A 26,931-nucleotide genomic window follows, 5' to 3' on the forward strand; every position below is an offset into this window, starting at 1 on the left:
GGACGGGCTGGCGTCGTAGGCCTCGCGCCAGCCCGGCGGACGACGCTGCGGACCCGCGCGCGCGGATCCGGTCTTCCCGGCGCTTCTCGGCGAGAAGCACGAGTTCGGGCGAGCGGCCCCGAGGAACGCCGGGTCGGTTCGGATCGACGGTGGTCTGCGCGAGATCCGAGACGGCGAGTCCGTCGATCAGTGCGGGTGAGGGCGGACGCGCGCTCCGCGACGCCGTTCCACGTCCGGCTGCCCGGGTCCGTCGCCCCTCGACATGCACGGTCTCCGCAAGAGGCTCGACCAAGGGGCGTCCCGGACCGCCGCCGCCGCCGACTCGCGGAGGAAGAAGGGCGCGCTCCAGGTCGCGGCCACGGCGTCGATCCGCGCCCGCTGCCGCTCGTCCGCGGAGGCCCCCGCCCACTCGCCGGTCCGCGCGTACCGCGGCGCAGCCGCACGAACTCGTCCGACCGGCCTCACGCCCCGCCTCGATAGATCCCCACTGCACGCTTCCGCCCCCCCTTTCCCTCCCTCCGCTCCTCCTGTGGAGACTCCCCCCACCACCTGTGGGCAGCGAGGGAACGCAGGACCGCCGAGCCGGCCGGGAACCGCGGGATCCCTCGACGGGTCGGGGTTCCCTCGGCAGGAGGGCTCCGCACGCGCCTAAGCTGGAAGTCCCGAGTGGGAGCGCCGCACGGCGCGGAGGGAGCACGCATGGTCGAGGTCCGCAGGGTCAAACTGCCCGGTGTCGGCGTTCTGCACACGTTCCTGACGGCCGACGGCGGCAAGGTCGGGGTCATCGCCCACCGCTCCGGCCACAGCGACCTGATCACGTTCGCCGAGGGCGACCAGGACGGCGCCAAGGTGTCCCTCCGCCTGAGCGACGACGAGGCGCACACCCTCGCCGAGCTGCTCGGCGGCACGCAGATCACGGAGTCGCTGACCGCGCTCGACCAGATCCCGGGCCTCTCGATCGACTGGTTCACCGTCGACTACGACGACCACATCGCCGGACAGCAGCTCGGCAAGCCCGCCGACCGCGGGATCGTCGGGCTGACCGTCGTCGCCGTGGTCCGGGGCGACGCCGCCAATCCGGCGCCGGCCCCCGACTTCCGCGTCTTCCCCGGCGACACCCTCGTGGTCGCCGGCAGCCCCGAGAAGGTCGCCAAGGCGTTCGCGTTCTTCCGCACCGGCAGCTTCGCCAAGACGGTCGACGCCCCGCCCGGAGCCTGAGGATGCACCACGGCGAAGACCTCATCGTCCTCGGCGTCCTGTTCGTCGTCGCCTACGTCCTCGGCCGGCTGGGGAGGACGATCGGGCTCCCGGCCATCCCGATCTACATGGTCGTCGGGCTCCTCGCGAGCCCGAACTTCCACCTCTTCCCGCTCGACTTCGAGTCGAGCTACATCGAGCTGACCGCGGTCTTCGGGCTGATCCTGCTGCTGTTCAACCTCGGCCTGGAGTTCGACCAGGACGAGTTCTTCGGGAACGCCGGCCGCCTGATCCTCTCCGGCGGCTCCTACATCGCGGTCAACATGGCCGTCGGCCTCGGCTTCGGCTTCGCGCTGGGCTGGGGGAGCCGCGAGGCGCTGATCATCGCCGGCATCACGGCGACGAGCTCGAGCGCGATCGTCACCAAGCTGCTGATCGAGCTCAAGCGCCTGGCGAACCCCGAGACGCCGATGATCCTGGGCGTCACGGTCGTCGAGGACATCTTCATCGCGGTCTACCTGGCGATCGTGTCCGTCGTGCTCTCGGGCGAGACGGAGCCGTGGCCGGTGGTGCTCAAGCTCGTCATCGCGTTCGCGTTCCTCGTGGTGATGTTCGCGATCGCCCGCTGGGGCGGGAAGGTCGTCTCCCGCTTCTTCCGCACTCGCGACGACGAGCTGTTCACGATCCTGTTCTTCGGTCTCGCCATCCTGTTCGGCGGCATCGGCGAGGTCCTCGGAGTGACGGACGCCATCGGCGCGTTCCTGATCGGACTGGTCATCGGAGCGACGCGGTTCCGGTCGAGGGTCGAGCACATCGCGATCCCGCTGCGCGACGTGTTCGGCGCCTTCTTCTTCGTCAACTTCGGTCTCGGGCTGGATCCCGGCGCGTTCCCGAGCGTCGTGGTCCCGGTGCTGATCGCCGCGGTGATGACCATCGTCCTCAACCTCGGCGCGGGGCAGTTCGTCGCGTGGCTCAACAAGCTCGGACCGCGCGCGGGCCTGAACGCGGCGTTCATCCTGCACAACCGCGGCGAGTTCGCGCTCATCCTGGCGACGCTCTCGCTCTCGGCGGGGCTCGACGAGCGGATCCAGCCCTTCGCCGGCCTCTACGTGCTGATCATGGCGATCGTCGGGCCGATCCTCGCCTCGCGCTCCGAGAGCATCGGCGCGTTCCTCTCGCGGCGGCGGCACCGCCCGGCACCCGCAGCGGCCACGGCCATGGACGAGGAGGACTTCGCGCTCGTGGAGGCGGCGATGGCCGCGCCCGCCGTCTCCGCGGAGGAGGCCCCCGCTCCTCCGAGGCGCCCCGCGGAGCCGGACGAGCTCGACGACGAGTTCCCCGATCCGATGCGCCAGGCGCTCATCGACCAGGCGATGCAGCAGTCCGACGGCGCCGACGACGCCCGGCCCCGCCGCCCGAGGGAGCCCGACTACTGATCCCACGGAGCTCCCACACTCACGGGTTAGGCTCGATCCGGCCCGCGGGACACCGCACGGATCGAGGGCGGACGAGGGACGAATGACGCAGAGCACGGTCGGGCAGGTGGCCCGGCGCCCGCGCTGGATCGCCGCGCTGGCGCTCGCACTCCTGATCGCCGGGCTCTTCGCCGCGCTCGGGCAGTGGCAGGTCGGCCGCGCGGTCGAAGCCGCCGCGCCCGACTCCGGAGTGTCGGAGACGACGCTCCCGCTCGCCGAGGTCGCGACCCCCTCCCGCTCGATCACGGCGACCGCCGACGGACAGCGCGTGGAGGGCTCGTCCGTCTTCGTGCCGGGCGGTGCCGAGATCCTCGGCGGCCGCCTGAACGGCGAGCAGCCGGGCTGGTGGGTCATCGCCCGCACCCGCACCGCCGACGCCGACCTGGTGCTCGCCTACGGCTGGACGCAGGACGAGGCGCAGGGGCAGTCCGTCGCGGACGCGCTCAACAGCGGGAGCGAGCAGGCGCCCTCCTCCTTCACCGGCCGCCTCGTGGCCAACGAGGCCGCGGAGGTGCCGGCGGAGGGCCTGGACCCCGCCACCCTCACCGCGCTCTCCGTCCCCGCGCTGATCAACCGCTGGCCGGACCCGCCGCAGGACGTCTACCAGGGCTACGTCGTCGTCGACGAGCCGGTCGCCGGCCTCGGGGCCATCGACTCCCCGGCGCGCGTGAGCGACGTCTCGCTGAACTGGCTCAACGTCTTCTACGCGATCGAGTGGGTCGTCTTCGCCGGCTTCGCCCTCTACCTCTGGTTCCGCCTCGTCAAGGACGCGTGGGAGCGCGAGGCAGAGGAGGCGCTCGACGCCGAGGAGCGCGCCCGCGCCGACCTGGGCGACCGGGCCGAGGCCCCCGCCCCCGCACCGTAAACTGGTCGTCATGCCCCTCGAGCCCAAGCCCGCGCAGTTCCCTGCGATCCGGAGCGCGCTGCGCTTCTACCGGGTGACCTCGATCATCACCGGCGTGATGCTGCTCCTGCTCTGCGCGGAGATGCTCCTCAAGTACGTCTTCCACCTCGAGCTGTTCGCCTTCGGCCAGCAGGGAGTCCTGCACTTCGCCCCGATGTACGAGGTGCCCGGAGGCGAGTTCACGTCGAGCGGCACCGGCGCGAACCTGTCCACCGGCATCCTGATCGCGCACGGCTGGTTCTACGTCGTCTACCTCTTCGCCGACTTCCGCCTGTGGAGCCTCATGCGCTGGCCGTTCACGCGCTTCGTGCTCATCGCGCTCGGCGGCGTGGTGCCCACCCTCTCCTTCTTCGTCGAGACCCGCATCGCCCGCGAGGTCGAGCAGTACCTCGAGCGCCGGACCGCCGGCACCGACCCGAAGACCCCGACCGACTCCGTGGAGGCCCCCCATTAGCGAGCAGCCCACCGCTCCCCAGCCGCACTTGGCCGCGCAGCCCGTCCTCGTCGTCGACTTCGGCGCGCAGTACGCGCAGCTGATCGCCCGCCGGGTCCGCGAGGCGAACGTCTACTCCGAGATCGTGCCCTCCAACGCCACGGCCGCCGAGATCGCCGCGAAGTCGCCCGTCGGCATCATCCTCTCGGGCGGCCCCTCCAGCGTGTACGAGGAGGGCGCCCCGCAGCTCGACCCCGCGATCTTCGACCTCGGGGTCCCGGTCCTGGGCATCTGCTACGGCTTCCAGGTGATGGCGAAGACGCTCGGCGGCGAGGTCGCCAACACGGGGCTGCGCGAGTACGGAGCGACGGACGCCGCCGTCTCGACCGACGGTGGCGTGCTCCTCGGCGAGCAGCCCGCCGACCAGACGGTGTGGATGAGCCACGGCGACTCGGTCGCACAGGCGCCCGAGGGCTTCGAGGTCCTCGCCTCCACGAGCTCCACCCCGGTCGCCGCCTTCGGCAACGACGAGCGCCGCCTCTACGGCGTGCAGTGGCACCCGGAGGTCAAGCACTCCGCCTACGGCCAGGCCGTCATCGAGAACTTCCTCCACCGCGCCGCGGGCATCCCGGCCGACTGGAACTCCTCCAACGTGATCGACGACCAGGTCGCCGTGATCCGCGAGCAGGTCGGCACCGGACGCGTCATCTGCGGCCTGTCCGGCGGAGTCGACTCCGCCGTCGCCGCTGCGATCGTGCACCGTGCCATCGGCGACCAGCTCACCTGCGTCTTCGTCGACCACGGACTCCTCCGCAAGGACGAGCGCCGCCAGGTCGAGGAGGACTACGTCGCCGCGACCGGCGTCCGCCTGGTCACCGTCGACGCGCGCGAGCAGTTCCTCGACGCGCTCGCCGGCGTCAGCGACCCGGAGCAGAAGCGCAAGATCATCGGCCGCGAGTTCATCCGCACCTTCGAGGCCGCCGCCGAAGCGCTCGTGCTCGAAGCGCAGGGCGAGGGCGAGACGATCGACTTCCTCGTCCAGGGCACGCTTTACCCCGACGTCGTCGAATCCGGCGGCGGGACCGGCACCGCCAACATCAAGTCCCACCACAACGTCGGCGGACTCCCCGAGGACCTGCAGTTCGCCCTCGTCGAGCCGCTCCGCACCCTCTTCAAGGACGAGGTCCGCGCGATCGGCCGCGAGCTCGGCCTCCCCGAGGTCATCGTCGGCCGCCAGCCCTTCCCCGGACCCGGCCTCGGCATCCGCATCGTCGGCGAGGTCACCCAGGAGCGGCTCGACCTCCTCCAGGACGCCGACGCCATCGTCCGCGCCGAGCTCACCGCCGCCGGCCTCGACACCGAGATCTGGCAGTGCCCCGTCGTCCTCCTCGCCGACGTCCGCTCCGTCGGAGTCCAGGGCGACGGCCGCACCTACGGCCACCCCATCGTCCTGCGCCCCGTCTCCTCGGAAGACGCGATGACCGCCGACTGGACCCGCCTGCCCTACGACCTCCTCGCCAGAATCTCCAACCGCATCACCAACGAGGTGAGCGGCGTGAACCGGGTGGTGCTGGATGTGACGTCCAAGCCCCCCGGCACCATCGAGTGGGAGTGATTCCGCGGGTCTCCGCACGGTCATCTGCGGCGTTGTCGGCGGTTGCGATACCTCCGGTATCTCGCCCTTCTCCGCCTTGCAGCTGACCGCGCGGAGACCCGCGGAACGTCAGGAACGGCTCCCGTCGAGGGGGCCGTTCCTTGTTGAGGGGAGAGTGTGGGGGAACGAGCCCCTGCGGGGCCGTTCCCGGGTGCAGGTAGAGGGGAACGAGCCCCTGCGGGGCCGTTCCTGGGTGCAGGCAGTGGGGAACGAGCCCCTGCGGGCCGTTCCCGGGGTGCAAAGTCGGGGAACGAGCTCCGGTGGCTGTTCAGGGAACGGGTGGCCGCGGTGAGGCCGGGGGATCGCTCAGGGGCGACCGGTTCCTCGCGAGGCGTATCGAGTGGCGGTCAGGGGTCCGAGGCCCTGCGGGGATGTTCCGGGGGTGCCGGCCGAGAAGCGAGCTCCTGCCGGGTGGTCGGGGAACGCGGGTCTGCGCGGCGGTCCGGGCGTCGGGGCGCAGGCGGAGGGCGGCAGGCGCGCGAGCGCGGGTCAGGCGGGGGTGTCGAGCACGCCGATGAAGCGGGTGCCGATGCCGTCGTACTCGTCGCGGCGGTGGCCCTCGGGGTGGTGCGGCCAGGAGGCGGGGGAGTGGTCCTCGCAGACGAGGAACGTGAACTCGGGCCACCACTTCTTCGGGCGGGCGGCCTCGGAGCGGCCGCAGACGGCGCAGTCGAGGGTCACCCACACGGGACGCCTGCCGGTGCGGTTCGCGCGCGACTGGACGAGCCAGGCGGGCGGATCCTGCTCGAGGGCGGCGAGCTCCTCCTCCGACAGACGGGTGGGGATGCCGTGCCGCGTCGCCATCTCGAGGGGGATGTCGAGGCGCTGAGCGGCCTCGCGACGCGTGATCATCCGGCCACCCTAACCCAGCGCCGCGCGCGGACCCCGAGGCCGCAGCGACGCGCGCGCGAGCAGCCACTCCAGCGGGCCCTGCCCCACGAGCCGCCTCCAGAGGAGAGCGGCGACGATCGAGCCGACCACGAAGACGCCGAGCAGCGTCCAGCTGCGCCACGCCTCGAAGTCGAACGGCTCGTACGGGACCAGGTACACCGCCAGCGCCACGAGCTGCAGCGAGTAGATCGTCAGCGGCATCGCACCGACGGCCGCGATCGGAGTCGCCGCCCGTGCCAGGAGCGGCAGCCGCTGCAGCAGAGCCGTCAGCGCGCCGAGGACCACGCAGGCGACCCCGCCCGCCCCGAGGAGCTCGGCGGTGGTGCTGGCGTGCGCCTCCACCGCCTCCGGACCCCCGAGCAGCAGCCCGCCGCCGTAGCCGAGCACGGCCGAGACGGCGCCGCCGACGACGACCCAGCGCTGGGTGGTCGCGGACCGGACGTCGCAGCGCGCGATCAGGAGGCCGAGCACCACGTACGCCAGCCACGACGGCACCGGGTAGTACTGGGTGAGCCAGGTGAGGGGCTGCGCGGCCAGGAGCGCCTCGTCGGGCGACAGGGTCGAGAGCCAGGAGCCGCCGGCGCTCGTCAGCGCGTCGACCGCGAGGGGCCCGGCGATCGCCGCGACCGCGACCAGCACGGCGAGGACCGCCCGCGGCAGGAAGAGCAGCAGCGCCGCGACGAGGAACATCACCCCGTAGTGCGGCAGGATCACCGCGATCGGCGTCCCGAGCAGGGTGAGAGCGACGCCGATGACGAGCAGGTACAGCCCGCGGAGCAGGATCGATCCCGTGTCGTGCCAGGGCCGCGAGGAGCGCTGCGCGCCGCCCGTCATCAGCCCGATCGACACTCCCGCCAGCACGGCGAAGAGGACGGAGCTGCGGCCGTTCCAGAGCATCTCGCTCTCGACGGGGGCGAGGTGGGCGGCGAACATGCCGAGGACGGCCAGGCCGCGTGCGACGTCGAGGCCGACGATCCGGAAGTCTGCGGCGCTCATCCCTCCATCGTGCCAGGCGCTCCCGGCAGTGCACCGGGAACGGCGGTGGGGCCGGGAACGACGACGGGCGCCCGACCCGGAGGTCGAGCGCCCGTCGGACGTGGTGCGCCGTGCTACTCGCGGAAGATCGCGACGAGGCGCAGGATCTCCAGGTACATCCAGACGACGGTGACCAGGATGCCGTAGGCGCCGGTCCAGCCGTAGATGCGGGGGAGGCGGTTGCGCACGCCCTGCTGGATGAACTCGAAGTCCATCACGAGCGAGTACGTGGCGAGCGCGACGGCGATGAGGCCGATCACGATGCCGATGAAGCCGGTGCGGAGACCGAAGCCGCCGCCGACGCCGAAGAGGCCGAGGCCCAGGTTCACCAGCGAGAACACCGCGTAGCTGATCATGCCGATGAAGAAGATCTTGTTGAGCTTCGGCGAGGTGCGGATCTTGCCGTTCATGAACAGCGCCAGGGTGACGCCGATCACGATGACGGTCGCCATGAGGGCCTGGACGACCGCTCCGGCGTACGCGCTCTCGAAGAACTTCGAGATCGCGCCGACCGCGATGCCCTGGGTCGCGGCGTAGCCGAGGATCAGGGCGGGCGACGGCTGCTTCTTGAACGCGTTGACGATGCCCAGCACCAGCGCGACGAGCACGGCGGGGAGCATCAGGCCCGGGACGAACCAGCCGACGGCCGCACCCGCGAGGAGCACGACGAAGGCGAGGGCGGTCTTGGCGAGGGTGTCCTCGACGGTCATCCGGTCGGTCTCGACGGAGCCGGCGGCCGGACGGGAGTACATCTGGTCGAGCGTGCCGGGGGAGACGTCCGGGAGGTCCTGCACGCGGCCGGCGTAGCCGCGGTTGCTGAACTCCGGGCGTCCGAAGGCCGGATTGTTGCTTGCCATGGTTCCTCTTCTCTCAGGTGCGCTGGTCTCCGAGGGAACTCGCGGATCTGAGTCGCTGTCTGTGCGGGGTGCGCCGCGGATCCGAGAGGACTGCGACGATGGACACCACCTTATCTGAGAGCACCTCTCAGAGTCTGGCTGTTCTCTTCGAGCGGACCTCGACTCCGCTGCGAGCCGTGCAGAGCCGCCCGTAGGATCGCGGCATGCCCGCGCGCCAGTCACCGCTCGTCATCGGCCACCGCGGAGCGAGCGGCTACCGACCGGAGCACACCCGCTCCGCCTACGAGCTGGCGATCGCGCTGGGCGCCGATGCGCTCGAGCCCGATCTGGTGGCGACCCGCGACGGCGTGCTCGTCCTCCGCCACGAGAACGAGATCTCCGGCACGACGGACGTCGAGAAGCGCCCGGAGTTCGCTGCACGCCGCACCACCAAGCGGATCGACGGCCGCGAGATCACCGGCTGGTTCACCGAGGACTTCACCTGGGACGAGCTGTCGGAGCTGCGGGCCCGCGAGCGGCTGCCGGCGGTGCGCGGCTCCAGCGCCACGTTCGACGGCCAGTTCCCGCTGCTGCGCTTCAGCGAGCTGCTGGCGCTGCTGGACCGGGCGGCGGAGGACGATCCGCTCGCTCCGCCGGGGCTCGTCGCCGAGATCAAGCACGCGACGTACTTCGCCAGGATCGGGCTGCCGCTGGACGTGCTGCTGCGCGAGGAGCTCGCCGCCGCGGGCTGGGGTCCGCGCGACCCGCGGCTCACGATCGAGAGCTTCGAGAAGACCGTGCTGGAGCGGCTCGCGGTGAGCGGAGTCGGCACCCGCCGGATCTACCTGCTCGAGTCGCGGGGCGCCCCGCCCGACCTCGTGGCCGCCCACGGCGCCGACGCGGCCCCCTACTCCGCCTTCACCACGCCGGCGGGACTGCGGAACCTCGCCGGAGCCGTCGACGGGATCAGCGTCGACAAGAGCATGCTCTTCTCGCGGGACGCGGCCGGCCGGGCGACGGGGACCGGTCCGCTCGTCGAGGACGCCCACGCGGCCGGGCTCGAGGTCTACTGCTGGACGCTGCGCGCCGAGAACCGATTCCTCGAGAAGGTGCACCGCCGCGGGAAGGACCCGGCGGAGTACGGCGGCTGGCAGGAGGAGTTCGCGATGATCCTCCGCTCGGGAGTGGACGGCGTCTTCGCCGACCAGCCCGATCTGGCGATCGAGGCGCGGGCGGCCGAGCAGGAGCGTCTGCTCCGCGGCTGAATCCGGATCGTGATCGGGCGCTCCTCCGGCGCGTGCCGAGCGGACGCGGAGGCTGCGCTGGCATCATCGGCTCACCACCGCCCGCCCGACCCTCGAGAGGAGGCCCCGTGTCCACCCGAGAGCGCATCACCCGCCGCTGGATCACCACCGCCGTCCTCGCCGTGATCGGCGTCGCCGTCGTCTACTGGCTCGCCGTGCTCACCCCTCAGGGCCAGGGCGTCGAGAACTCGGGGCTCCGGGGCGCCGACCTCGTCTTCGGCCGCGCCACCGGCGCCGCCGCGGGGGCGCTCGCGGACGTCACCCCGCTCTCCATGGTCGTCGGCGCCCTGCTCGTCGCGGCGATCGCGCTGATCCGGAGGCGCCCGGCGCTCGCCGTCGCCTCCGTCGGCTCGATCGTCGTCACGGCCGGGCTCACCCAGCTGCTCAAGAACGTGGTCCTCGAGCGGCCCGAGCTGGTCGACACCGACTCCTGGTACACCGGCGGCAGCTTCCCGAGCGGGCACACCGCGGCGGCCGTCTCGGTGGTCTTCGCCCTGGCGATGGTCGTGCCCGGGCGGGCGCGGACCGTCGTGCTCGCGCTGGGCGGCGCGGTCGTGGTGCTGGTCGGCAACCTGACGATGGCCGCCTCCTGGCACCGGGCGAGCGACGTCCTCGGGGCCGACCTCGTCGCGCTCGCCTCGGCCTCCGCCGCCTGCGCGTGGCTGACCACCAGGGCCCAGGTGGGCCGAGCGCCGAAGAGGCCCGCGCGGCGCGGGGTGAACCGGCTGCTCCTGGTGTGCTCGGTGATCGTGGTGGTGCTGCTCGCGGCGCTCGCCGTCCAGGGCATCCAGTACTACCCCGACGACACGAAGGACCTCACCGCCTTCGCGCTCCTGCAGCTCCTGGCGGTGTCGACGTCGGCGCTCGCCGTGCTCGGCTTCTCCCTCGCGTGGCGCGGACTGGACGTCGGCGGGGCGCTCACGTCTCCCGCGCCGCGTCAGCGGACCGCCTGACCGCTCCCGGTGTCGGAGGGGCGATCTACACTCGGAGGGACATGAGCTTCCTCTTCGATCCGAGCGACTCCCGCGCCACCCCGGTCATCGTCGGTCCCCCCGGCGGCCCCGGGGACGCGCCCCGCACCGACCCGGCGCACGAGCAGCTCGTCGCGGGGCTGAACCCCCAGCAGCGCGAGGCGGTCGAGTACCGCGGAGACGCGCTGCTCATCGTCGCGGGTGCGGGCTCGGGCAAGACCAGCGTCCTCACCCGGCGCATCGCGAGCCTCCTGGGCAACGGCGAGGCCTGGCCGAGCCAGATCCTCGCGATCACGTTCACCAACAAGGCCGCGGCCGAGATGCGCGAGCGCGTCGAGAAGCTGGTGGGGCAGAGCGCCGAGGGGATGTGGATCTCGACCTTCCACTCCGCGTGCGTGCGGATCCTGCGCCGCGAGGCCGAGAACTTCGGCATGACCAAGTCGTTCACGATCTACGACTCGGGCGATCAGCGCGCCCTGCTCAAGCGCATCGTGAAGGACCTCGAGGCCGACTCGCTCGGGATCAGCGTCGCGAGCGCCTCCGCGAAGATCTCCAAGCTCAAGAACGAGCTCGCCGACGTCGACTCCTACGCCCGCACCGCGAACCTCAGCGACCCGAACGAGGAGATGTTCCTCCAGGTCTTCCGGGCCTACTCGCGGGCGCTCGAGGGGGCGAACGCGTTCGACTTCGACGACCTGATCGCGCAGACCGTCTACCTCTTCCGCGCCTTCCCGCACGTCGCCGCGAAGTACCAGCGGCGCTTCCGCCACGTGCTGGTCGACGAGTACCAGGACACGAACCACGCCCAGTACTCGCTGATCCACGAGCTGACCCGGCCCGTGCCGCCGGCGACGATGGCCGCGGCGCAGTTCGACCGCCCCTACCGCGGACCGGTCACGGCCGACGGCTCCATCCCGGGGGCCTCGCTCACCGTCGTCGGCGACTCGGACCAGTCCATCTACGCGTTCCGCGGCGCCGACATCCGCAACATCGTCGAGTTCGAGCGCGACTTCCCGGGCTGCCGCGTGATCCTGCTCGAGCAGAACTACCGCTCGACGCAGAACATCCTCTCGGCGGCCAACGCCGTCATCTCCAACAACTTCGACCGTCGCGCGAAGAACCTCTGGTCCTCCAGCGGCGACGGGGAGAAGATCGTCGGCTACACCGGGTACTCGGGTCACGACGAGGCGCAGTTCGTGGTCGACGAGATCGCCCGCCTGCACGCGGCGGGCACGGGCTACGACGAGATCGCGGTCTTCTACCGCACCAACGCGCAGACCCGCGCGCTGGAGGAGATCTTCATCCGCTCCGCGCTGCCCTACCGGATCCTGGGCGGCACGAAGTTCTACGAGCGCGCCGAGATCAAGGACGCACTGGCGTACCTGATCACGGTGGCGAATCCGGCCGACGTGCTGGCGCTGCGGCGCATCATGAACACTCCGAAGCGGGGCATCGGCCCCGCGACGGAGGCGCAGCTGCAGTCGTTCGCCGACACCAACGCGGTGACCCTGCGGGAGGCGATGCGCAACGCCGGCTCGCTCGGGATGGGCCCGAAGGTGACGAAGGCGATCGTCGACCTCGCAACCCTCCTCGACGAGTGCGCGCTGATGCTCGACCCCGCACGGGAGGGCGGCGAGGCGAAGGTGCACGAGGTGCTGACGGCGCTCCTCACCCGCAGCGGCTACCTCGACATGCTCCGCGCCAGCCGCGACCCGCAGGACGAGGCCCGCGCCGAGAACGTCGACGAGCTCATCGCCGTCACCAAGGAGTTCGCGCGCAACAACCCGGACGGCGGGCTCGTGGACTTCCTCACCGAGGTCTCGCTGGTCGCCGCGGCCGACGACCTCGACGACGACTCCGGCACCGTCTCGCTGATGACGCTGCACACGGCGAAGGGCCTCGAGTACGACGCCGTGTTCCTCACCGGCATCGAGGAGGACCTGCTCCCGCACCGCATCTCGGCGAACGAGCCCGGCGGCCCGGCCGAGGAGCGGCGGCTGTTCTACGTGGGGATCACCCGGGCCCGCAAGCGCCTCTACCTCTCGCTCGCGATGACCCGCGCGCAGTACGGCGAGACGTCGGTCGCGATGCCGAGCCGGTTCCTGCAGGAGATCCCCGGAGAGCTGATCCAGTGGCGCCAGTCGCCCGGCGCGGCGACCTCGCGCGGCGGCACGCAGCCCCGGGCCCTGAACGCTCAGCGGCCCGGCTTCGGCAAGTCGCGATCGAACACCGAGTTCCGGGAGGCGCTCGCCGCGGCGCCGAAGGCCAAGGGCGAGTTCCCGAACCGGATCACCGGCATGGTGCGCGACAACGGCGACCTCGAGCTGATCGCGGGCGACCGGATCCGGCACACCGACTTCGGTGAGGGGCGCGTGAACGCGGTGACGGGCGAGGGCTCGAAGCGCGTCGCGCACGTGCTCTTCGACCAGGTGGGCGCGAAGAAGCTGCTGATCAAGGTCGCGCCGATCGAGAAGATCTAGTCCGGTGGCGGCCGGATCGGCGGCCGCGCGGCTCGCGACGGAGGTGTTCTCCCCGGCGGTCCTCGCGGTGCTCGTGCCGGTCGTGGTCGGCGCGCGCGTCGCGGATCCGCCCCTGCTCGGCGTCGCCTGGGGAGCGCTCGCGGCGCTCTTCGTCGGCGTGGTGCCCTACCTCGTCATCCGCCTGCTGATGCGCACCGGCCGGATCCACGGCGACCATCACGTGCCCGACCGGCGCGAGCGGGCGCTGCCGATCGCGCTGGCGCTGGTGTCGATCGCGGCCGGCCTGGTACTGCTCGCCGTGCTCGGCGCTCCTGCCGCGGTGACCACGTTCGGCGTGGTGACGGTGGCCGTGGTGCTCGCCGTCGGCGTGGTCAACCTGGTCTGGAAGTTGTCCGGGCACGCGGCGGTGGTCGCCACCTGCGCCGTCGTCGTGCTGATCGCCTACGGACCGCTCTCCCTGCTGATCAGCGTGCCCATCGTCCTCTGGGTGCTCTGGTCGAGGGTGCGCCTCGGTGCGCACACCCCCGCTCAGGTCCTCGCGGGCGCCGCGGTCGGCACCGTCCTCGCCGGGACCGTCTGGTCCCTGCTCGGCTGACGTCCGTCCCTTCCCGTGTGCCCTCTGGTCGCCGTCCGCGAGATGCCGCTCCGGTGCGCGGTACGCCGTGGCGGGCTCACCCGAGCGGCATCTCGCGGAAGTGGTCAGCCGGCGTAGCGCGCGACGAGCTCCCGCTTGAGGATCTTGCCGCTGGGCCCGAGCGGGAGGGCGTCGACGAACTCGACGCGGCGGGGGAACTTGAAGGCGGCGAGATGCTCGTTCGCGTAGGCGATCAGCTCCTCCGCGGTGGCGGTCGCCGACGGGGCGAGGATCACCGCGGCCATCACCTCCTGGCCGTGGCGCTCGTCCGGGATCCCGAAGACCGCCGCGTTCTGCACGGCCGGGTGCCCGATCAGCACCTCCTCGACCTCGCGCGGGTACACGTTGTAGCCGTTGCGGATGATCATGTCCTTCGTGCGGTCGAGGATGCGGATGTAGTCCTCCTCGTCCTTCGTGCCCAGGTCGCCGGTGCGGAACCAGCCGTCGATCACCGCCTCCGCGGTCGCCGCCGGGTTGCCGAGGTACCCCTTCATCAGGTTGTGCCCGCGCACCACGATCTCGCCGAGCTCGCCCCGGGGGAGCAGCTCGACTCGGTCGGTCACGTCGGGGCGGGCGACCTCGACCTCGACGCCCCAGATCGGCGTGCCGACCGTGCCCGGCCGCGGCGGGACTCCGACGTGGTTGAAGGTGGCGACCGGGGAGGTCTCGGTGAGCCCGTAGCCCTCGTAGATCTCGACGCCGAACACCTCGCGGAAGCGCTCGATCACGGCGACGGGCAGCGCGGCGCCTCCCGAGACCGCGTAGCGCAGCGGCGGCCGGTCCTCGCGCCGGGTCGCGGCGTCGAGCAGGGCGACGTACATCGTGGGCACGCCCTCGAAGACCGTGCAGCCGTGGGCGATCATCGCCTCGAGCGCGGCGTCACCGTCGAACTTCGGCACCAGGACGACCGTCGCGGCGGTGCGGAAGGCCGTGTTCATCGCGCAGACCTGCCCGAAGGTGTGGAAGAGCGGCAGCGCCCCGAGCACCACGTCGCCGCGGTGCAGGTCGAACGTGTTCATCAGCAGCACGTCCGACTGCGAGACGATCGCGAAGTGCGTCCCCTCCGCCCCCTTCGGGCGGCCGGTGGTGCCGCTGGTGTAGAGGATCGTCGCCGTGTCGGAGGGGGAGCGGGGCACGTAGCCGTCGATCGGGGTCGCCTCCGCGGCGAGGTCCTCCAGGCGCGGTAGGGGCGAGGCGGTGCCGTCGGGCACCATCACGCTCAGCACGGGAACGTCGGCGAGGTCCGCTCCGGCGGCCCCCTCGGCGAGCAGCGGAGCGGCGCACACGAGCGCGACGGCTCCGGAGTCGCGCAGGACGTAGGCGATCTCGTCGTGCTTGAGCAGGGCGTGCACGGGGACCACCACGGCGCCGAGCGCGAGGACGGCGAAGTAGCCGCGGGGGAAGTCGGGGACGTTCGGGACGAGCAGGGCCACGCGGTCGCCCGGTCCGATCCCCTGGGCGCGCAGGGCTCCGGCGTAGGCGCGGGTCTGCCGCCAGAGGGTCGTGTAGTCGACGGCCTGCTCGCCGACGCGGATGGCGATCGTGTCAGGGGTGCGCCGCGCCGCCTCCGCCAGGATGGCCGCGACGGAGAGGGTGCCGAAGCCGGCGGCGGGCGGGGGAGCGGCGGGGGCCTCGGCCGTGCGGGGTTCGGTGATGCTCATCAAGGCTCCAGTCGTCGTTGACCGCCGCGGCGGATGCCGGGTGCTTCACCGTAGATCCGCCGGGCGGCCGCGTCGAGCGATCCGCACCGGATGTTCAGCACGGACGGGCGGGGAGTGCGCATCCCGGCGCCGAGCGGAAGGGGGTGCGGGAGGCGCGGGCGGCTGCCTACAGTCGGACTGCTGCGGCCCGGTTCCGCGGGTCGGACGACGGGAGGCGCGATGCGCGGCGAGGCGACGCTCTACACGGATGCGGTGGTGACGGCTCCGTTCGCCCTCGCGGTGATCGCGGAGGCGACCGGCTCGCGAGTGGTCGGCGCGCGGACCGCGGACGCGCACGTCCCGCTCTACAGCGGTCCGACGAGCGCGCGGGTCGAGATCGCGGGGTTCGGCGACAGCGTGCCGGTCACCGTCGACGTGCGCGACGAGCGCGGGATCGACGAGGCGCGTGCGGCCGCGCAGGCGCTCGGGCTGGAGCTCGCCGCCTACGCGGGCTGGGAGGTCGTGGCCGGCTTCTGAGCGTCGCGTCGGACCCGGGCGAGGTAGTAGCGGCTGGGCGCCGTCCTCACGATCGCGGGAAGCAGGCGGTAGACGGCGAAGGTGCGCGAGAGCGCCCGCTCGAACCGCGCCTCCTGCCGTGCGGTCCAGTGGAAGCCGAAGGGCTCGCGGAGCGCCGCCGGGAGCAGGCCGGCGGTGATCAGGCGGAGGTAGGGGCCGAGCGGGCGCAGGTACCAGGCGGCGATGCTCGGGCCCAGCAGGTCGTGGGCGACGCGGCGGGCCGCGGGCGTGACGTCGAGGCGCTCCAGCTCCCGCTCCCAGTAGGCGTCGAACGCGGTGCGGGAGTCGGGCCAGAGGTCCGCGGGCATCTGCAGGGCCGCGCCGACGACGACGGAGCGGCGCACGATGTCGTCCGCCTCCTCCTCGCTCAGCGCGCCGAAGGCGCGCTCGTAGAGCTGCAGCATCGACTGGGTGAGCGTCGCCGCGACCCAGCGCTGCAGCTCCGGGTCGAAGGCCGTGTAGCCGGGGCCGCGCACGGGCACGTGCGCCCTGTTCACGCGGCGGCGGACGGCGCGCACGTCCTCGGGAGTGCCGTAGTGCAGGACGTAGAGGTAGGAGAGCGTCCCGTGCAGGCGGTTCACGGCCCGGTGCACGAAGTCGGAGTGGTCGGCGACGCCCTGCCCGACCGCCGGGTGCGCGATCTGGAGGAGGATCGCGCGCGCGCCCGCCAGCAGGAACACGCCCTCGCGGAAGACGTCCGGGGTGCGGGAGGCCGACGACATGGCTCCACGCTACGCGGGAGCGGCGGGCGGATGAGGAGCCGGTGCCCCCGGCGGGCGTCCGGCGGGCGCGGAGCGACCGCACGGGAAGCCCCCGGCGGGTGCGGAGTAGACTCGGCGCGGCCCAGGGACAGTGCCGAGACTCCGGCGTCGTCCGGGCCACCTCGAACTCGAAACGCAAGCGCGCTCGGCGCGGAATGGGAATGCAGCGTGGATCTCTTCGAATACCAGGCCCGTGATCTGTTCGAGAAGTACGGCGTCCCCGTGCTCCCGGGCATCGTCGCCGACACGCCGGAGGAGGTGCGCGCCGCGGCGGAGAAGCTGGGCGGCGTCACCGTCGTCAAGGCGCAGGTCAAGATCGGCGGCCGCGGCAAGGCGGGCGGCGTGAAGGTCGCGAAGACCCCCGAGGACGCGTTCGCCGCGGCGCAGTCGATCCTCGGCCTCGACATCAAGGGCCACGTCGTCAAGCGCGTCATGGTCGCCGGCGGTGCGCGCATCGACCGCGAGTTCTACTTCTCGGTGCTGCTGGACCGGGCCAACCGCTCCTACCTCTCGCTCACCTCCTACGAGGGCGGCATGGAGATCGAGCAGCTCGCCGTCGAGCGCCCCGACGCCCTCGCGCGCGTCGAGGTCGTCCCCGGCCGGGGCATCGAGCAGGCCAAGGCCGAGGAGATCGCCCGCGCGGCGAAGTTCCCGGAGGAGCTGATCGCCAAGGTCGCGCCCGTCCTGGTGAAGCTGTACGACGTCTACACCGGCGAGGACGCCACGCTCGTCGAGGTGAACCCGCTCGTGCTCACCGAGGAGGGCGACATCGTCGCGCTCGACGGCAAGGTCTCGCTCGACGAGAACGCCGGCTTCCGCCACGCGGACCACGCCGCGCTCGAGGACAAGGACGCCGCCGACCCGCTCGAGGCGAAGGCCAAGGAGAACGACCTCAACTACGTGAAGCTCGACGGCGAGGTCGGCATCATCGGCAACGGCGCGGGCCTGGTCATGTCGACCCTCGACGTCGTCGCCTACGCCGGAGAGAGGCACAACGGCGTGAAGCCGGCCAACTTCCTCGACATCGGCGGCGGAGCCTCCGCCCAGGTGATGGCGAACGGCCTCGACGTGATCCTCGGCGACGAGCAGGTCAAGAGCGTCTTCGTCAACGTCTTCGGCGGCATCACCGCGTGCGACGCGGTCGCCAACGGCATCCTCCAGGCGCTCGAGATCCTCGGCGACTCGGCCACGAAGCCGCTCGTCGTCCGCCTCGACGGCAACAAGGTCGAGGAGGGCCGCGCGATCCTCCAGGCCGCCGCCAACCCGCTCATCACGCTCGCCGCGACCATGGACGAGGGCGCCGACAAGGCCGCCGAACTCGCCGCCGCGTAACGGACCCGACGACTCAAGGAATCAGAGAACAAGCATGTCGATCTTCCTCACCAAGGACTCCAAGGTCATCGTCCAGGGCATCACCGGCGGCGAGGGCACCAAGCACACCGCGCTGATGCTCAAGGCCGGCACGAACGTGGTCGGCGGCGTCAACGCCCGCAAGGCCGGCACGACCGTCACCCACGGCGACGTCGAGCTCCCCGTCTTCGGCACCGTGAAGGAGGCGATGGAGGCCACCGGCGCCGACGTCTCCATCGCGTTCGTGCCGCCCGCCTTCTCGAAGGACGCCGTCATCGAGGCGATCGACGCCGAGATCGGCCTCCTCGTCGTCATCACCGAGGGCATCCCGGTGCAGGACTCCGCGGAGTTCTGGGCGTACGCGCAGGAGAAGGGGAACAAGACCCGGATCATCGGCCCCAACTGCCCCGGCATCATCACGCCGGGCGAGTCGCTCGTGGGCATCACCCCCGCGACGATCACCGGCAAGGGCCCGATCGGCCTCGTCTCGAAGTCGGGCACCCTGACCTACCAGATGATGTACGAGCTGCGCGACCTCGGCTTCTCGACCGCCATCGGCATCGGCGGCGACCCGATCATCGGCACGACGCACATCGACGCGCTCGCCGCGTTCGAGGCCGACCCCGAGACGAAGGCGATCGTGATGATCGGCGAGATCGGCGGCGACGCCGAGGAGCGCGCCGCGGACTTCATCAAGGCGAACGTCACGAAGCCCGTCGTCGGCTACGTCGCGGGCTTCACCGCCCCCGAGGGCAAGACGATGGGCCACGCCGGCGCCATCGTCTCCGGCTCGGCCGGCACCGCGCAGGCCAAGAAGGAGGCCCTCGAGGCCGCGGGCGTGAAGGTCGGCAAGACGCCGTCCGAGACGGCCGCCCTGCTCCGCGAGGTCTACGCGGCGCTCTAGAGCCCGTCCTCCCCGCACCACCGTCGGAACGGACGGTGCCCCTGCTCCGGCGGGCGGCGCCGTCCGTTCCGTCGTCGGGGCGGGTCCGGCCGGAGTAGCGTCGCAGCGTGACACGCCGCCTCGGACTCGACCTGCTGACCTTCGTGCCGTACCCGGAGGGCCCCGAGCAGCCCGGCGACGCCGCGCGGAGCCTCGAGGACGGGCTGGCCCTGCTCGAGCTCGCCGAGGAGCTCGGCTACGGCACCGGCTGGGTCCGCGTGCGGCACTTCGAGCGCTACCTCGCGTCTCCGATGACCTTCTTCGCGGCCGCCTCCCAGCGGACCCGCCGCCTCCGCCTCGGGACCGCGGTCATCGGCGCCCGCTACGAGTCGCCCGTGCGCCTCGCCGAGGACGCCGCGACCGTGGACCTGCTCTCGGGCGGACGCCTCGACCTCGGCGTCAGCAGCGGCTTCGCGCATCTCTCCTCCGTCTTCGACGGGGTGTTCGGGCAGGCCGAGCGCGACTTCCGCGAGGAGGCGCAGGAGCGCATCGCGCGACTCCGCGAGGCGCTCTCGGGCGCCGTGCTCGGCGTCGCGGAGTCGGCCCTGATGTCGGTCCCGGTCGGCGCTCCGCTGGTTCAGCAGCCGCACGCGCCCGGCCTCGCCGGCCGGCTCTGGTACGGGGCGGGCACGGTGTCCTCCGCGGTCCGGGCAGGCGAGCAGGGCATGCACCTGCAGGTGTCCACGCTCAACACGGAGGAGACGGGCCTGCCGTTCGCCGAGCAGCAGGCGGTGCAGATCCGCGCCTACCGCGAGGCCTTCGCCGCAGCGCACCCGGGGCGCACGTCGAGGGTGACGGCGGGCCGGATCGTGCTGCCGCTGCTCGACGCCGCCGACGAGGAGGCGCACCGCCCCTTCATCGAGGGCTACCTCGCGCGGATGGACGACGTGGGCCGCCCCCGCACGGCCGACCGGTCGATCATCGCCGCCCCGATGCGCTTCAGCCCCCTCCATGTCGGGAGCCCGGAGCGGATCGTCGCATCGCTCGCCGCGGATCCGGCGCTCGCGGAGGCGGACGCGCTCACGGTGACGCTCCCGGCGGTCGGCGGGGTGGAGTCGCACCGGCGCATCCTGCGCGCCGTCGCCGAGCGCATCGCCCCGCAGCTGGGCTGGACGCCCGGCGCTTGAGGATCAGCGCCGCGCGAGCAGTGCCCGGACGGGCCGCTGCAGCAGGAGCAGGAGCAGCCACCAGAGCCCGACCGACGGGATCAGCAGCGCCAGCGCCAGTGCGACGAGGAGCAGCGCGAAGGGCAGCAGGGCGGGCGCGAGCGGCAGGGGCCCTGCGCCGGGCCGCCTGAGCTCCGGGTGCCGGGAGAGGCGCAGCTCGATCAGGACCAGCGCCCCGCTCATCGCGGCCATCGTGCCGATGTAGAGCCCGGTCGTCGCCCGGGAGTCCGGGAACAGCGCCAGCGCGCTCGTCGAGAACGGGAAGAACGCCAGCGCGGCCAGCCAGAGCAGGTCCAGCCACACCAGGGCGCCGTCGTAGTCCCCGGCGATCTCGAAGACGCGGTGGTGGGGGATCCAGAAGACGGCGATGACCGCGAAGGAGAGCGCGAAGGCGAGGACCGAGTCCAGGTGCTCCGCGAGCAGCGCCGGGACTCCGCCGCCCTCCCGGGCGACCTCGGGAGCCAGCTGCACCAGCGGCAGGACGAGGACGGTGATGGCGATGGCGGCGGTCGCGTCCGAGAAGTTGACGAGCCGGTCGAGCCCGCGCTCCGTCCGGCGGTGGGCCGCGCGTCCCCCGGGGCGCCCGCGGTGCACCAGGCGCTCGATCGGACCCGAGAGCAGGAGCAGCAGGAGCGCGAACATGTTGACGGCCGGCACCGCGACGGCGAGCACGAGGGCCGCGAGGAGGACGCCGATCACGATCAGCGACCTCGAGAGGGAGCGCCGCGGCTCCGCCCCCGGGGCCAGGAGATCCGGGTCGCGGCGCACGATGAGCTGCATCGCGAGGGTCGCCGCGCTCGCCGCGATCATCGTGCCGATGTAGAGCGCGATGACGCTGCCGTCGGTGTCGAGCACGTTCGAGATCAGGTTCGCCGCGAAGGGGAGCAGGACGACCGCGGCCAGCCAGACGAAGTTCGCGACGACGAGCGCGGGCGAGTACCGGGCCACGCCCTCGAAGACGGAGTGGTGGACCGCCCAGAGCCGCCCGATCACGGCGAACGTGATGAAGAAGGCGGAGAGGGTGCCGTAGTGCCCGGTGAGTAGGGACCCCAGATCGGCCGCGCGGCCCTCCTCGACCACGTCGACGAGGGGGAGGACGAGGAACGTGATGGCGATGGCGACGACGGCGTCCGAGAAGTTCACGAGGCGGTCCAGGCCGCGCTCCGTCCGTGCGTCCGAGGTCCCCGTCATGGCTCCGACACTAGAGGGCCGGGCGGCGCGCCCCTGACCCGCCTCCGAGCGCGCCGCCGCTAGGCTCGTCAGGCCCATGAACCGGATCACCGTCGCCCTCCTCGCCGCCTTCGACGCCGCGCTGTCGGCGCTGATCGGGATCGCGATCCCGCTCGTCCCGCTGACCGTCCTCTGGGCCGTGCAGTACGACACGACGGTCGACTTCGGCGTGTTCTGGCGGGTCGCCGCCGACGCCTGGCTGCTCGGCCACGGGGCCGACCTGCAGGCGGCGCTGGCCCCCGACTCCGCCCTCGCCGTCGCGCTGCCCGGAGGCGCGGACGCCTTCCCGGTGACGATCGCTCCGCTGGCCTTCGCGCTCCTCACCGTGCTGCTCGGCGCGCGCACCGGCCGCCGCGCCCAGGAGTCGCCGTTCCGGGCCATCGGCGTCCTCGTCGCGATCGCGACCTACCTGGCGATCGCGCTCCTGGTCTCGCTCGGATCCGCGGACCCGGCCGCCACCGTCGATCCCCTGCAGGGGACGCTGCTGCCGCCGCTCGTCTTCGCGCTGGGGGTGCTCGTCGGAGCAGCGCTCCACTCCGCCCGCAGCGACGAGGCCGACCCCCTCGGCGAGCTGGCCGCCTCCGCGCTCGACCGCGTCCCCGCGCCGGGGCCCGGGCTCGTCCTCGCGTCGCTGCGCGGGGGAGCGCTCGCCGCGGCCGGCGTGGTCGGAGTCGCGGCGGTGCTCGTCGCCGTGCTGCTGGTCGTGCACTACACCTCGGTCGTCGCGCTCTACGAGAGCCTCGGCGCCGAGGCTCTCGGCGGCCTGGCCCTCACTCTCGGACAGCTCGCGTTCCTCCCGAACCTGGTGATCTGCGCGGCGAGCTGGCTGATCGGCCCGGGCTTCGCCCTCGGCACCGGCTCCTCCGTGAGCGCGGCCGGAACGCTGCTCGGACCGATCCCGTCGATCCCGGTCCTCGCCGCACTGCCCGCAGGGGACTCGGCCTTCGGATTCCTCGGACTGCTCGTGCCGCTGCTCGCCGGGTTCGCCGCGGGATGGCGGCTGCGGCGCGGCGTGATCGAGGCGCTCGACGGACGCTCGCTGCTGCGCTGGGGCGCCGCCGCGGCCGGCGGGATCGGCGTGGTCGGCGGCCTGCTGCTCGGGCTCCTCGCCTGGTTCTCGGCGGGCGCCGCCGGGCCCGGGCGGCTCGCCCAGGTGGGCCCGGACCCGCTCGTCGTCGGGGCGGTCGCCGCCCTCGAGCTCGCGCTGGCCGCGGGCCTGGGCCTCGCCGCGGGCCGCAGCCGACGCGGCTGACGCCGGCGGAGGCGTCCCCCTAGACTTGCGCAGTGCTGAAGTTGGTCGTGCTCCTCTCCGGCGGCGGATCGAACCTCCGCGCCCTGCTGGACGCCACCGGCGACGAGGGCTTCCCCGCCCGCATCGTCGCGGTCGGCAGCGACACCGACGCCGAGGGCTTCCGTCACGCCGAGGAGCGCGGAGTCCCCGCCTTCACGGTCGCGCCGCGCGGCTTCTCCTCGCGCGACGAGTGGGGCGCCGCCCTGCTCCGGCGCATCCGGGAGTGGGAGCCCGACCTCGTCGTCTGCGCGGGCTTCATGCGCATCCTGCCGCCCGTGGTGGTGGACGCGCTCAGCCCGCGGATGATCAACACGCACCCCGCCCTGCTGCCCCTCTTCCCCGGCGCCCACGCCGTCCGCGACGCCCTCGCCGCCGGCGCGACCGAGACCGGCGTCACCGTGCACGTGATCGACACCGGCGTCGACACGGGCCCCGTCATCGCCCAGGAGAGCCTCGCCGTGCTCCCCGGCGAGAGCGAGGACGCGCTGCACGAGCGCATCAAGACCATCGAGCGTCGCCTGCTGGTGCAGACGGTGCTCGACATCGCCCACGGAACCGTCGACCTCGAGGAGCTCGCCCGCGCATGAGCATCACCGCCCACGACCCCAGCAGCTACGACGACCGCGACCGGGTCCCCGTCCGCCGGGCGCTGATCTCGGTCAGCGACAAGACCGGCCTGCTCGAGCTCGGAGCGGCGCTCGCCGCGGCCGGCGTCGAGCTCGTCTCCACCGGCTCGACCGCAGCGACCCTCCGCGGCGCCGGCCACGAGGTCACCGACGTCTCGGCCGTCACCGGGTTCCCGGAGTCGCTCGACGGCCGCGTGAAGACGCTGCACCCGGCCGTGCACGCGGGCATCCTCGCCGACCTGAGGCTCGCCTCGCACCGCGAGCAGCTGGAGCAGCTCGACATCGCCGCGTTCGAGCTGGTCGTGGTGAACCTGTACCCGTTCCGCGAGACCGTCGCCGGCGGCGCCGACCCGGCGACCGTGGTCGAGAACATCGACATCGGGGGCCCGGCCCTCGTCCGCGCCTCCGCGAAGAACCACGCGAACGTCGCGATCGTCGTCGACCCGGCCGACTACTCCGGGATCGCGACCGCCCTCGCCGACGGCGGCACGACGCTCGCCGCGCGCCGCACCCTGGCGGCCCGCGCCTTCGCGCACACCGCCTCCTACGACTCCGCCGTCGCCGCCTGGTTCGCCGGGCAGGAGGCGGCCGAGGGCGTCGAGGGCTCGGTCGAGATCCGCGGAACCCTGCAGCAGGTCCTCCGCTACGGCGAGAACTCGCACCAGAAGGCGGCCCTCTACGTCTCACCCGACGGCACCGGCATCGCGCAGGCGACGCAACTGCACGGTAAGGAGATGTCCTACAACAACTACGTCGACGCCGACGCGGCCGTCCGCGCGGCCTACGACTTCGTGCTGCCCGCCGTCGCGATCATCAAGCACGCGAACCCGTGCGGCATCGCGATCGCGAGCTCGAAGGCGATCGACCCCATCGCCTCCGCCCACCGCCGCGCCCACGAGTGCGACCCGGTGTCGGCCTTCGGCGGCGTCATCGCCGCGAACCGGCCCGTCACCCTCGCCATGGCCGAGACGGTGAAGGAGATCTTCACCGAGGTGCTCGTCGCCCCCGGCTTCGAGCCCGAGGCGCTCGAGGTGCTGAAGACCAAGAAGAACCTGCGCCTGCTGCAGCTCCCCGACTTCTACGCCCCCGTCGAGCGCGAGTTCAAGCAGATCTCCGGCGGCCTGCTGCTGCAGGAGCCGGACCGCTTCATCGGCGGCCCCGGCGAGGTCAGCTCCGGCTGGCAGCTCGTCGCCGGCGAGCCCGCCGACGCCGACACGATGCTCGACCTCGAGTTCGCGTGGAAGGCCTGCCGCGCCGTCAAGTCGAACGCGATCCTCCTCGCCAAGGGCGGCGCCTCCGTCGGCGTCGGCATGGGCCAGGTCAACCGCGTCGACTCCTGCCACCTCGCCGTCACCCGCGCCGGCGACCGCGCCCCCGGCTCCGTCGCCGCCTCCGACGCGTTCTTCCCCTTCGCCGACGGCCTCGAGGTGCTCCTCGCGGCCGGCGTGAAGGCCGTCGTCCAGCCCGGCGGATCCGTCCGCGACGCCGAGGTCATCGACGCGGCCGCTCGCGCCGGCGTCACGATGTACACGACGGGGGAGCGGCACTTCTTCCACTGAGTGACGGGCGCTCCGCGCCCGTCACTCGGTGGAAGAAGTGGTGTTCGATCTCCCCGCCGCTCCCTGCGCGGCGGGGCGCGGTCGGCTTCGCGACGGGGTGCGTTCCGTAGAGCGGGGTGCGTCGCCGACCGCGGGAATCGCTTGGCACGCGATCCCCGCCGAACCGGCTCTGCCTTGCGGTGCTTGTCTTCCCCGCCGCTCCCTGCGCGGCGGGGCGCGGTCGGCTTCGCGACACGGAGCGTTCCGCGGAGCGGGTAGCGTCGCCGACCGCGTGAATCGCTTGGCACGCGATTCCCGCTGAGTCGGCTCTGCCTTGCGGTGGGCGGTTTCCCGGCCGCTCCTCGCGCGGCGGGGCGTGGTCGGCGTCACGACGTGAGGCTTTCCATGGAGTGGGGGCGTCGCCGGTCACGGGAATCGCTGGGCACGGGACGCCGCTGAAACCGCTCTGCTTTGCGGCGGGCGGCTCTTAGGGGGCTGCTAGGGGATCGACAGGCGAGGCGCGGGCGGGGGCGCGTAGGGTCACCGGGTGCCTTCCGACTCGACGCCCGCGTCCACTCCCGACACCCCGACCGCCGCGACCACGATCGCCCCGAACCGGGACCGCGCGCCCGGGACGGGCCGCCGGATCCTCGTCGCGCTGCTCGCCGCCGCGGCGACCGCGCTCGTGGCGCACCTCGCCAACCTGCTGGCCTTCTTCATCGGCAACCAGCTGCAGCCCGGCTCCATCCCGCAGGTCAACGCCTACTTCCTGCTCTCGAGCGTGCTCGGCTTCGTGGTCGTCCTCGTCCTCGCCGTCGCGGGGATGCTCGGACGCACCTGGAGCGCCGCCCTCGCGGGACTCGTCGCGGGTGTGGTCGGAGCCGTGTTCGGCACGCTCGTCCAAGCCAGCGCCACCGGCGAGGCCGTCACGGGCGCCGTCTGGGCCTCCATCTTCCAGACCTTCGCCGGACTCAACCTCGTCTTCCTGCTCGCGTTCACCGTCTCGGCGGCGAGCGTCGGCCGCGCGCTCTGGAACCGCCTCCGCACCACGGGCGCGCCGGCCGCCGTCGTCACCGACCGCCGCATCGCGATCGTCCGGGCCCCGGCCGCCGACCTCTCGGCGGGCGAGCTCACCCACCTCGAGCGCGTCCCCGTCGACCAGCAGCGCGCCCAGCAGCAGTGGGAGGCGTACGTCGACCTGCTCGAGCGGGCCGGCTGGGAGACGGTCGAGGCCGCACCGGCGCCCGGACTCGCCGACTCCGTCTTCCTCGAGGACGCGGTCGTCGTCTTCGGCGACCACGCCGTGATCGCCCGGTCCGGAGCGGAGTCCCGCCGCGGAGAGACGGCAGGCGCCGAGGAGGCCGTCCGCGCCCTCGGCCTGACGGTCGACCGCATCGAGGAGCCGGGCACGCTCGACGGCGGCGACGTCCTCAAGGTGGGATCGACGGTCTACGTCGGCCGCGGAGGCCGGACCGACGCGGCGGGGGTAGCCCAGCTGCGCGCGATCCTCCGCCCCCGCGGGTACGACGTCGTCGCGGTCCCGCTGACCAAGGTGCTGCACCTCAAGAGCGCCGTGACCGCGCTGCCCGACGGCACGGTCATCGGCTGGGAGCCGGTCGTCGACGAGCCGCGCCTGTTCCCCTCCTTCCTGCCGATGCCCGAGGAGGCGGGCGCCCACGTGGTCGTCCTCGACGACGACACCCTCCTGATGGCCGCCTCCGCTCCCCGGAGCGCCGAGCTGCTGCGGAGCCTGGGCTACCGCGTCCTCACCGTGGACGTCTCGGAGTTCGAGAAGCTCGAGGGCTGCGTCACCTGCCTCTCGGTCCGCGTCCGCTGACGGCGGAGGCGGGGGGAACCGCCGGATCGCGGCGGCCGCTGGACGGAGCACATAGCCCGGGTATAGCCTTCAAGGCTGCCCGGAGCTCTCCGGCCCGGTGGCACCTCCCGCCTCCCCGCCCACCCGGCAGGGGAGGCCCCGCCCTCGTCGCGAAAGCCC

General features: G+C 72.7%; 23 protein-coding genes. 17 read left to right on the plus strand and 6 right to left on the minus strand.

Annotated features, from left to right (window positions below):
• Nucleotides 1–699: 699 nt before the first annotated feature.
• The 5 genes from C5C25_RS14870 to guaA all read left to right on the plus strand — a co-directional run bounded on the left by C5C25_RS14870 (nt 700) and on the right by guaA (nt 5,624).
• Nucleotides 700–1,218, plus strand: a complete 519-nt coding sequence (locus tag C5C25_RS14870) for a cation:proton antiporter regulatory subunit (protein ID WP_068256939.1) — start codon at nt 700–702, stop codon at nt 1,216–1,218.
• A 2-nt stretch (nt 1,219–1,220) separates the two neighbouring features.
• Entirely contained in the window at nt 1,221–2,633 is a 1,413-nt protein-coding gene (locus tag C5C25_RS14875) for a cation:proton antiporter (protein WP_104234167.1), read from the plus strand.
• 82 nt (nt 2,634–2,715) lie between these two features.
• On the plus strand, nt 2,716–3,537 hold the full coding sequence (locus C5C25_RS14880) for an SURF1 family cytochrome oxidase biogenesis protein (protein ID WP_104251057.1): 822 nt from the start codon (nt 2,716–2,718) through the stop codon (nt 3,535–3,537).
• 10 nt (nt 3,538–3,547) lie between these two features.
• On the plus strand, nt 3,548–4,030 hold the full coding sequence (locus C5C25_RS14885) for a DUF3817 domain-containing protein (protein WP_104234169.1): 483 nt from the start codon (nt 3,548–3,550) through the stop codon (nt 4,028–4,030).
• 28 nt (nt 4,031–4,058) lie between these two features.
• Nucleotides 4,059–5,624 carry a glutamine-hydrolyzing GMP synthase gene (guaA, locus tag C5C25_RS14890; RefSeq protein ID WP_104251058.1) on the plus strand — a complete coding sequence of 522 codons (1,566 nt, stop codon included), beginning with the start codon at nt 4,059–4,061 and terminating at the stop codon, nt 5,622–5,624.
• Nucleotides 5,625–6,152: 528 nt separating this feature from the next.
• Here guaA and C5C25_RS14895 read toward each other — a convergent pair.
• From C5C25_RS14895 to C5C25_RS14905, 3 genes are all read right to left on the minus strand, one after another.
• Nucleotides 6,153–6,515, minus strand: a complete 363-nt coding sequence (locus tag C5C25_RS14895) for a DUF5997 family protein (RefSeq protein WP_104224739.1) — start codon at nt 6,513–6,515, stop codon at nt 6,153–6,155.
• A 9-nt stretch (nt 6,516–6,524) separates the two neighbouring features.
• Nucleotides 6,525–7,550 carry a DUF418 domain-containing protein gene (locus C5C25_RS14900; protein ID WP_104224740.1) on the minus strand — a complete coding sequence of 342 codons (1,026 nt, stop codon included), beginning with the start codon at nt 7,548–7,550 and terminating at the stop codon, nt 6,525–6,527.
• 113 nt (nt 7,551–7,663) lie between these two features.
• Entirely contained in the window at nt 7,664–8,446 is a 783-nt protein-coding gene (locus C5C25_RS14905) for a Bax inhibitor-1/YccA family protein (RefSeq protein WP_104224741.1), read from the minus strand.
• A gap of 203 nt (nt 8,447–8,649) precedes the next feature.
• On the opposite strand from C5C25_RS14905, the gene C5C25_RS14910 reads away from it, so the two are divergent.
• The 4 genes from C5C25_RS14910 to C5C25_RS14925 all read left to right on the plus strand — a co-directional run bounded on the left by C5C25_RS14910 (nt 8,650) and on the right by C5C25_RS14925 (nt 13,775).
• The gene (locus tag C5C25_RS14910; protein WP_104251059.1) at nt 8,650–9,690 is read left to right on the plus strand and encodes a glycerophosphodiester phosphodiesterase family protein; all 1,041 of its coding nucleotides are present in this window, start codon (nt 8,650–8,652) and stop codon (nt 9,688–9,690) included.
• Between the two features lie 107 nt (nt 9,691–9,797).
• Nucleotides 9,798–10,682 carry a phosphatase PAP2 family protein gene (locus C5C25_RS14915; protein WP_104224743.1) on the plus strand — a complete coding sequence of 295 codons (885 nt, stop codon included), beginning with the start codon at nt 9,798–9,800 and terminating at the stop codon, nt 10,680–10,682.
• A gap of 41 nt (nt 10,683–10,723) precedes the next feature.
• Entirely contained in the window at nt 10,724–13,180 is a 2,457-nt protein-coding gene (locus C5C25_RS14920; protein ID WP_104251060.1) for an ATP-dependent helicase, read from the plus strand.
• A gap of 4 nt (nt 13,181–13,184) precedes the next feature.
• The gene (locus tag C5C25_RS14925; protein ID WP_104227299.1) at nt 13,185–13,775 is read left to right on the plus strand and encodes a phosphatase PAP2 family protein; all 591 of its coding nucleotides are present in this window, start codon (nt 13,185–13,187) and stop codon (nt 13,773–13,775) included.
• A 104-nt stretch (nt 13,776–13,879) separates the two neighbouring features.
• On the opposite strand, the gene C5C25_RS14930 is transcribed toward C5C25_RS14925, so the two are convergent.
• Nucleotides 13,880–15,475 carry a long-chain fatty acid--CoA ligase gene (locus C5C25_RS14930; RefSeq protein ID WP_104251061.1) on the minus strand — a complete coding sequence of 532 codons (1,596 nt, stop codon included), beginning with the start codon at nt 15,473–15,475 and terminating at the stop codon, nt 13,880–13,882.
• Between the two features lie 219 nt (nt 15,476–15,694).
• Here C5C25_RS14930 and C5C25_RS14935 point away from each other — a divergent pair, with 219 nt between their 5' ends.
• On the plus strand, nt 15,695–15,991 hold the full coding sequence (locus C5C25_RS14935; RefSeq protein ID WP_104224926.1) for a hypothetical protein: 297 nt from the start codon (nt 15,695–15,697) through the stop codon (nt 15,989–15,991).
• On the opposite strand, the gene C5C25_RS14940 is transcribed toward C5C25_RS14935, so the two are convergent.
• A complete protein-coding gene (locus C5C25_RS14940; protein ID WP_104251062.1) occupies nt 15,958–16,752 on the minus strand; it encodes an oxygenase MpaB family protein in 795 nt (264 codons plus the stop codon). The genes C5C25_RS14935 and C5C25_RS14940 overlap by 34 nt on opposite strands.
• A 207-nt stretch (nt 16,753–16,959) precedes the next feature.
• On the opposite strand from C5C25_RS14940, the gene sucC reads away from it, so the two are divergent.
• The 3 genes from sucC (at nt 16,960) to C5C25_RS14955 (ending at nt 20,211) form a co-directional block, all read left to right on the plus strand.
• Nucleotides 16,960–18,123 (plus strand): ADP-forming succinate--CoA ligase subunit beta, encoded by a 1,164-nt coding sequence (gene sucC / locus C5C25_RS14945; RefSeq protein WP_104251063.1) that lies wholly within the window; start codon nt 16,960–16,962, stop codon nt 18,121–18,123.
• A 34-nt stretch (nt 18,124–18,157) separates the two neighbouring features.
• Nucleotides 18,158–19,045, plus strand: a complete 888-nt coding sequence (gene sucD, locus C5C25_RS14950) for a succinate--CoA ligase subunit alpha (protein ID WP_104224929.1) — start codon at nt 18,158–18,160, stop codon at nt 19,043–19,045.
• Nucleotides 19,046–19,152: 107 nt separating this feature from the next.
• Complete coding sequence (locus C5C25_RS14955; RefSeq protein WP_104251064.1) at nt 19,153–20,211, plus strand: LLM class flavin-dependent oxidoreductase; 1,059 nt, start codon at nt 19,153–19,155, stop codon at nt 20,209–20,211.
• Between the two features lie 3 nt (nt 20,212–20,214).
• Here C5C25_RS14955 and C5C25_RS14960 read toward each other — a convergent pair whose 3' ends face one another.
• Nucleotides 20,215–21,441, minus strand: a complete 1,227-nt coding sequence (locus tag C5C25_RS14960) for a TMEM175 family protein (protein WP_181133710.1) — start codon at nt 21,439–21,441, stop codon at nt 20,215–20,217.
• A 76-nt stretch (nt 21,442–21,517) separates the two neighbouring features.
• Between C5C25_RS14960 and C5C25_RS14965 the strand changes: the two genes are divergently transcribed.
• The 4 genes from C5C25_RS14965 (at nt 21,518) to ddaH (ending at nt 26,772) form a co-directional block, all read left to right on the plus strand.
• Nucleotides 21,518–22,732: a DUF6350 family protein gene (locus tag C5C25_RS14965; RefSeq protein WP_104251066.1), complete on the plus strand. Its 1,215-nt coding sequence runs from the start codon at nt 21,518–21,520 to the stop codon at nt 22,730–22,732.
• Nucleotides 22,733–22,764: 32 nt separating this feature from the next.
• Nucleotides 22,765–23,358 (plus strand): phosphoribosylglycinamide formyltransferase, encoded by a 594-nt coding sequence (gene purN / locus C5C25_RS14970; protein WP_104251067.1) that lies wholly within the window; start codon nt 22,765–22,767, stop codon nt 23,356–23,358.
• Nucleotides 23,355–24,956, plus strand: coding sequence for a bifunctional phosphoribosylaminoimidazolecarboxamide formyltransferase/IMP cyclohydrolase (gene purH / locus C5C25_RS14975; RefSeq protein WP_104251068.1), 1,602 nt, complete (start codon nt 23,355–23,357; stop codon nt 24,954–24,956). The genes purN and purH overlap by 4 nt, the downstream gene beginning before the upstream one ends.
• Nucleotides 24,957–25,482: 526 nt before the next feature.
• A complete protein-coding gene (gene ddaH, locus C5C25_RS16965) occupies nt 25,483–26,772 on the plus strand; it encodes a dimethylargininase (protein ID WP_308470801.1) in 1,290 nt (429 codons plus the stop codon).
• The last annotated feature ends 159 nt before the right edge of the window (nt 26,773–26,931 follow it).

Source organism: Rathayibacter sp. AY2B9 (assembly GCF_002931595.1).
GTDB lineage: Bacteria > Actinomycetota > Actinomycetes > Actinomycetales > Microbacteriaceae > Rathayibacter.

Coding starts and splice junctions, on each gene's coding strand:
- C5C25_RS14960 (WP_181133710.1), bottom strand. CDS start 21,441: ATGACGGGGACCTCGGACGCACGGACGGAGCGCGGCCTGGACCGCCTC.
- C5C25_RS14940 (WP_104251062.1), bottom strand. CDS start 16,752: ATGTCGTCGGCCTCCCGCACCCCGGACGTCTTCCGCGAGGGCGTGTTC.
- C5C25_RS14920 (WP_104251060.1), top strand. CDS start 10,724: ATGAGCTTCCTCTTCGATCCGAGCGACTCCCGCGCCACCCCGGTCATC.
- C5C25_RS14965 (WP_104251066.1), top strand. CDS start 21,518: ATGAACCGGATCACCGTCGCCCTCCTCGCCGCCTTCGACGCCGCGCTG.
- C5C25_RS14930 (WP_104251061.1), bottom strand. CDS start 15,475: ATGAGCATCACCGAACCCCGCACGGCCGAGGCCCCCGCCGCTCCCCCG.
- purH (WP_104251068.1), top strand. CDS start 23,355: ATGAGCATCACCGCCCACGACCCCAGCAGCTACGACGACCGCGACCGG.
- C5C25_RS14935 (WP_104224926.1), top strand. CDS start 15,695: ATGCGCGGCGAGGCGACGCTCTACACGGATGCGGTGGTGACGGCTCCG.
- C5C25_RS14885 (WP_104234169.1), top strand. CDS start 3,548: ATGCCCCTCGAGCCCAAGCCCGCGCAGTTCCCTGCGATCCGGAGCGCG.
- C5C25_RS14870 (WP_068256939.1), top strand. CDS start 700: ATGGTCGAGGTCCGCAGGGTCAAACTGCCCGGTGTCGGCGTTCTGCAC.
- C5C25_RS14880 (WP_104251057.1), top strand. CDS start 2,716: ATGACGCAGAGCACGGTCGGGCAGGTGGCCCGGCGCCCGCGCTGGATC.
- sucD (WP_104224929.1), top strand. CDS start 18,158: ATGTCGATCTTCCTCACCAAGGACTCCAAGGTCATCGTCCAGGGCATC.
- C5C25_RS14895 (WP_104224739.1), bottom strand. CDS start 6,515: ATGATCACGCGTCGCGAGGCCGCTCAGCGCCTCGACATCCCCCTCGAG.
- C5C25_RS14875 (WP_104234167.1), top strand. CDS start 1,221: ATGCACCACGGCGAAGACCTCATCGTCCTCGGCGTCCTGTTCGTCGTC.
- C5C25_RS14900 (WP_104224740.1), bottom strand. CDS start 7,550: ATGAGCGCCGCAGACTTCCGGATCGTCGGCCTCGACGTCGCACGCGGC.
- C5C25_RS14910 (WP_104251059.1), top strand. CDS start 8,650: ATGCCCGCGCGCCAGTCACCGCTCGTCATCGGCCACCGCGGAGCGAGC.
- C5C25_RS14905 (WP_104224741.1), bottom strand. CDS start 8,446: ATGGCAAGCAACAATCCGGCCTTCGGACGCCCGGAGTTCAGCAACCGC.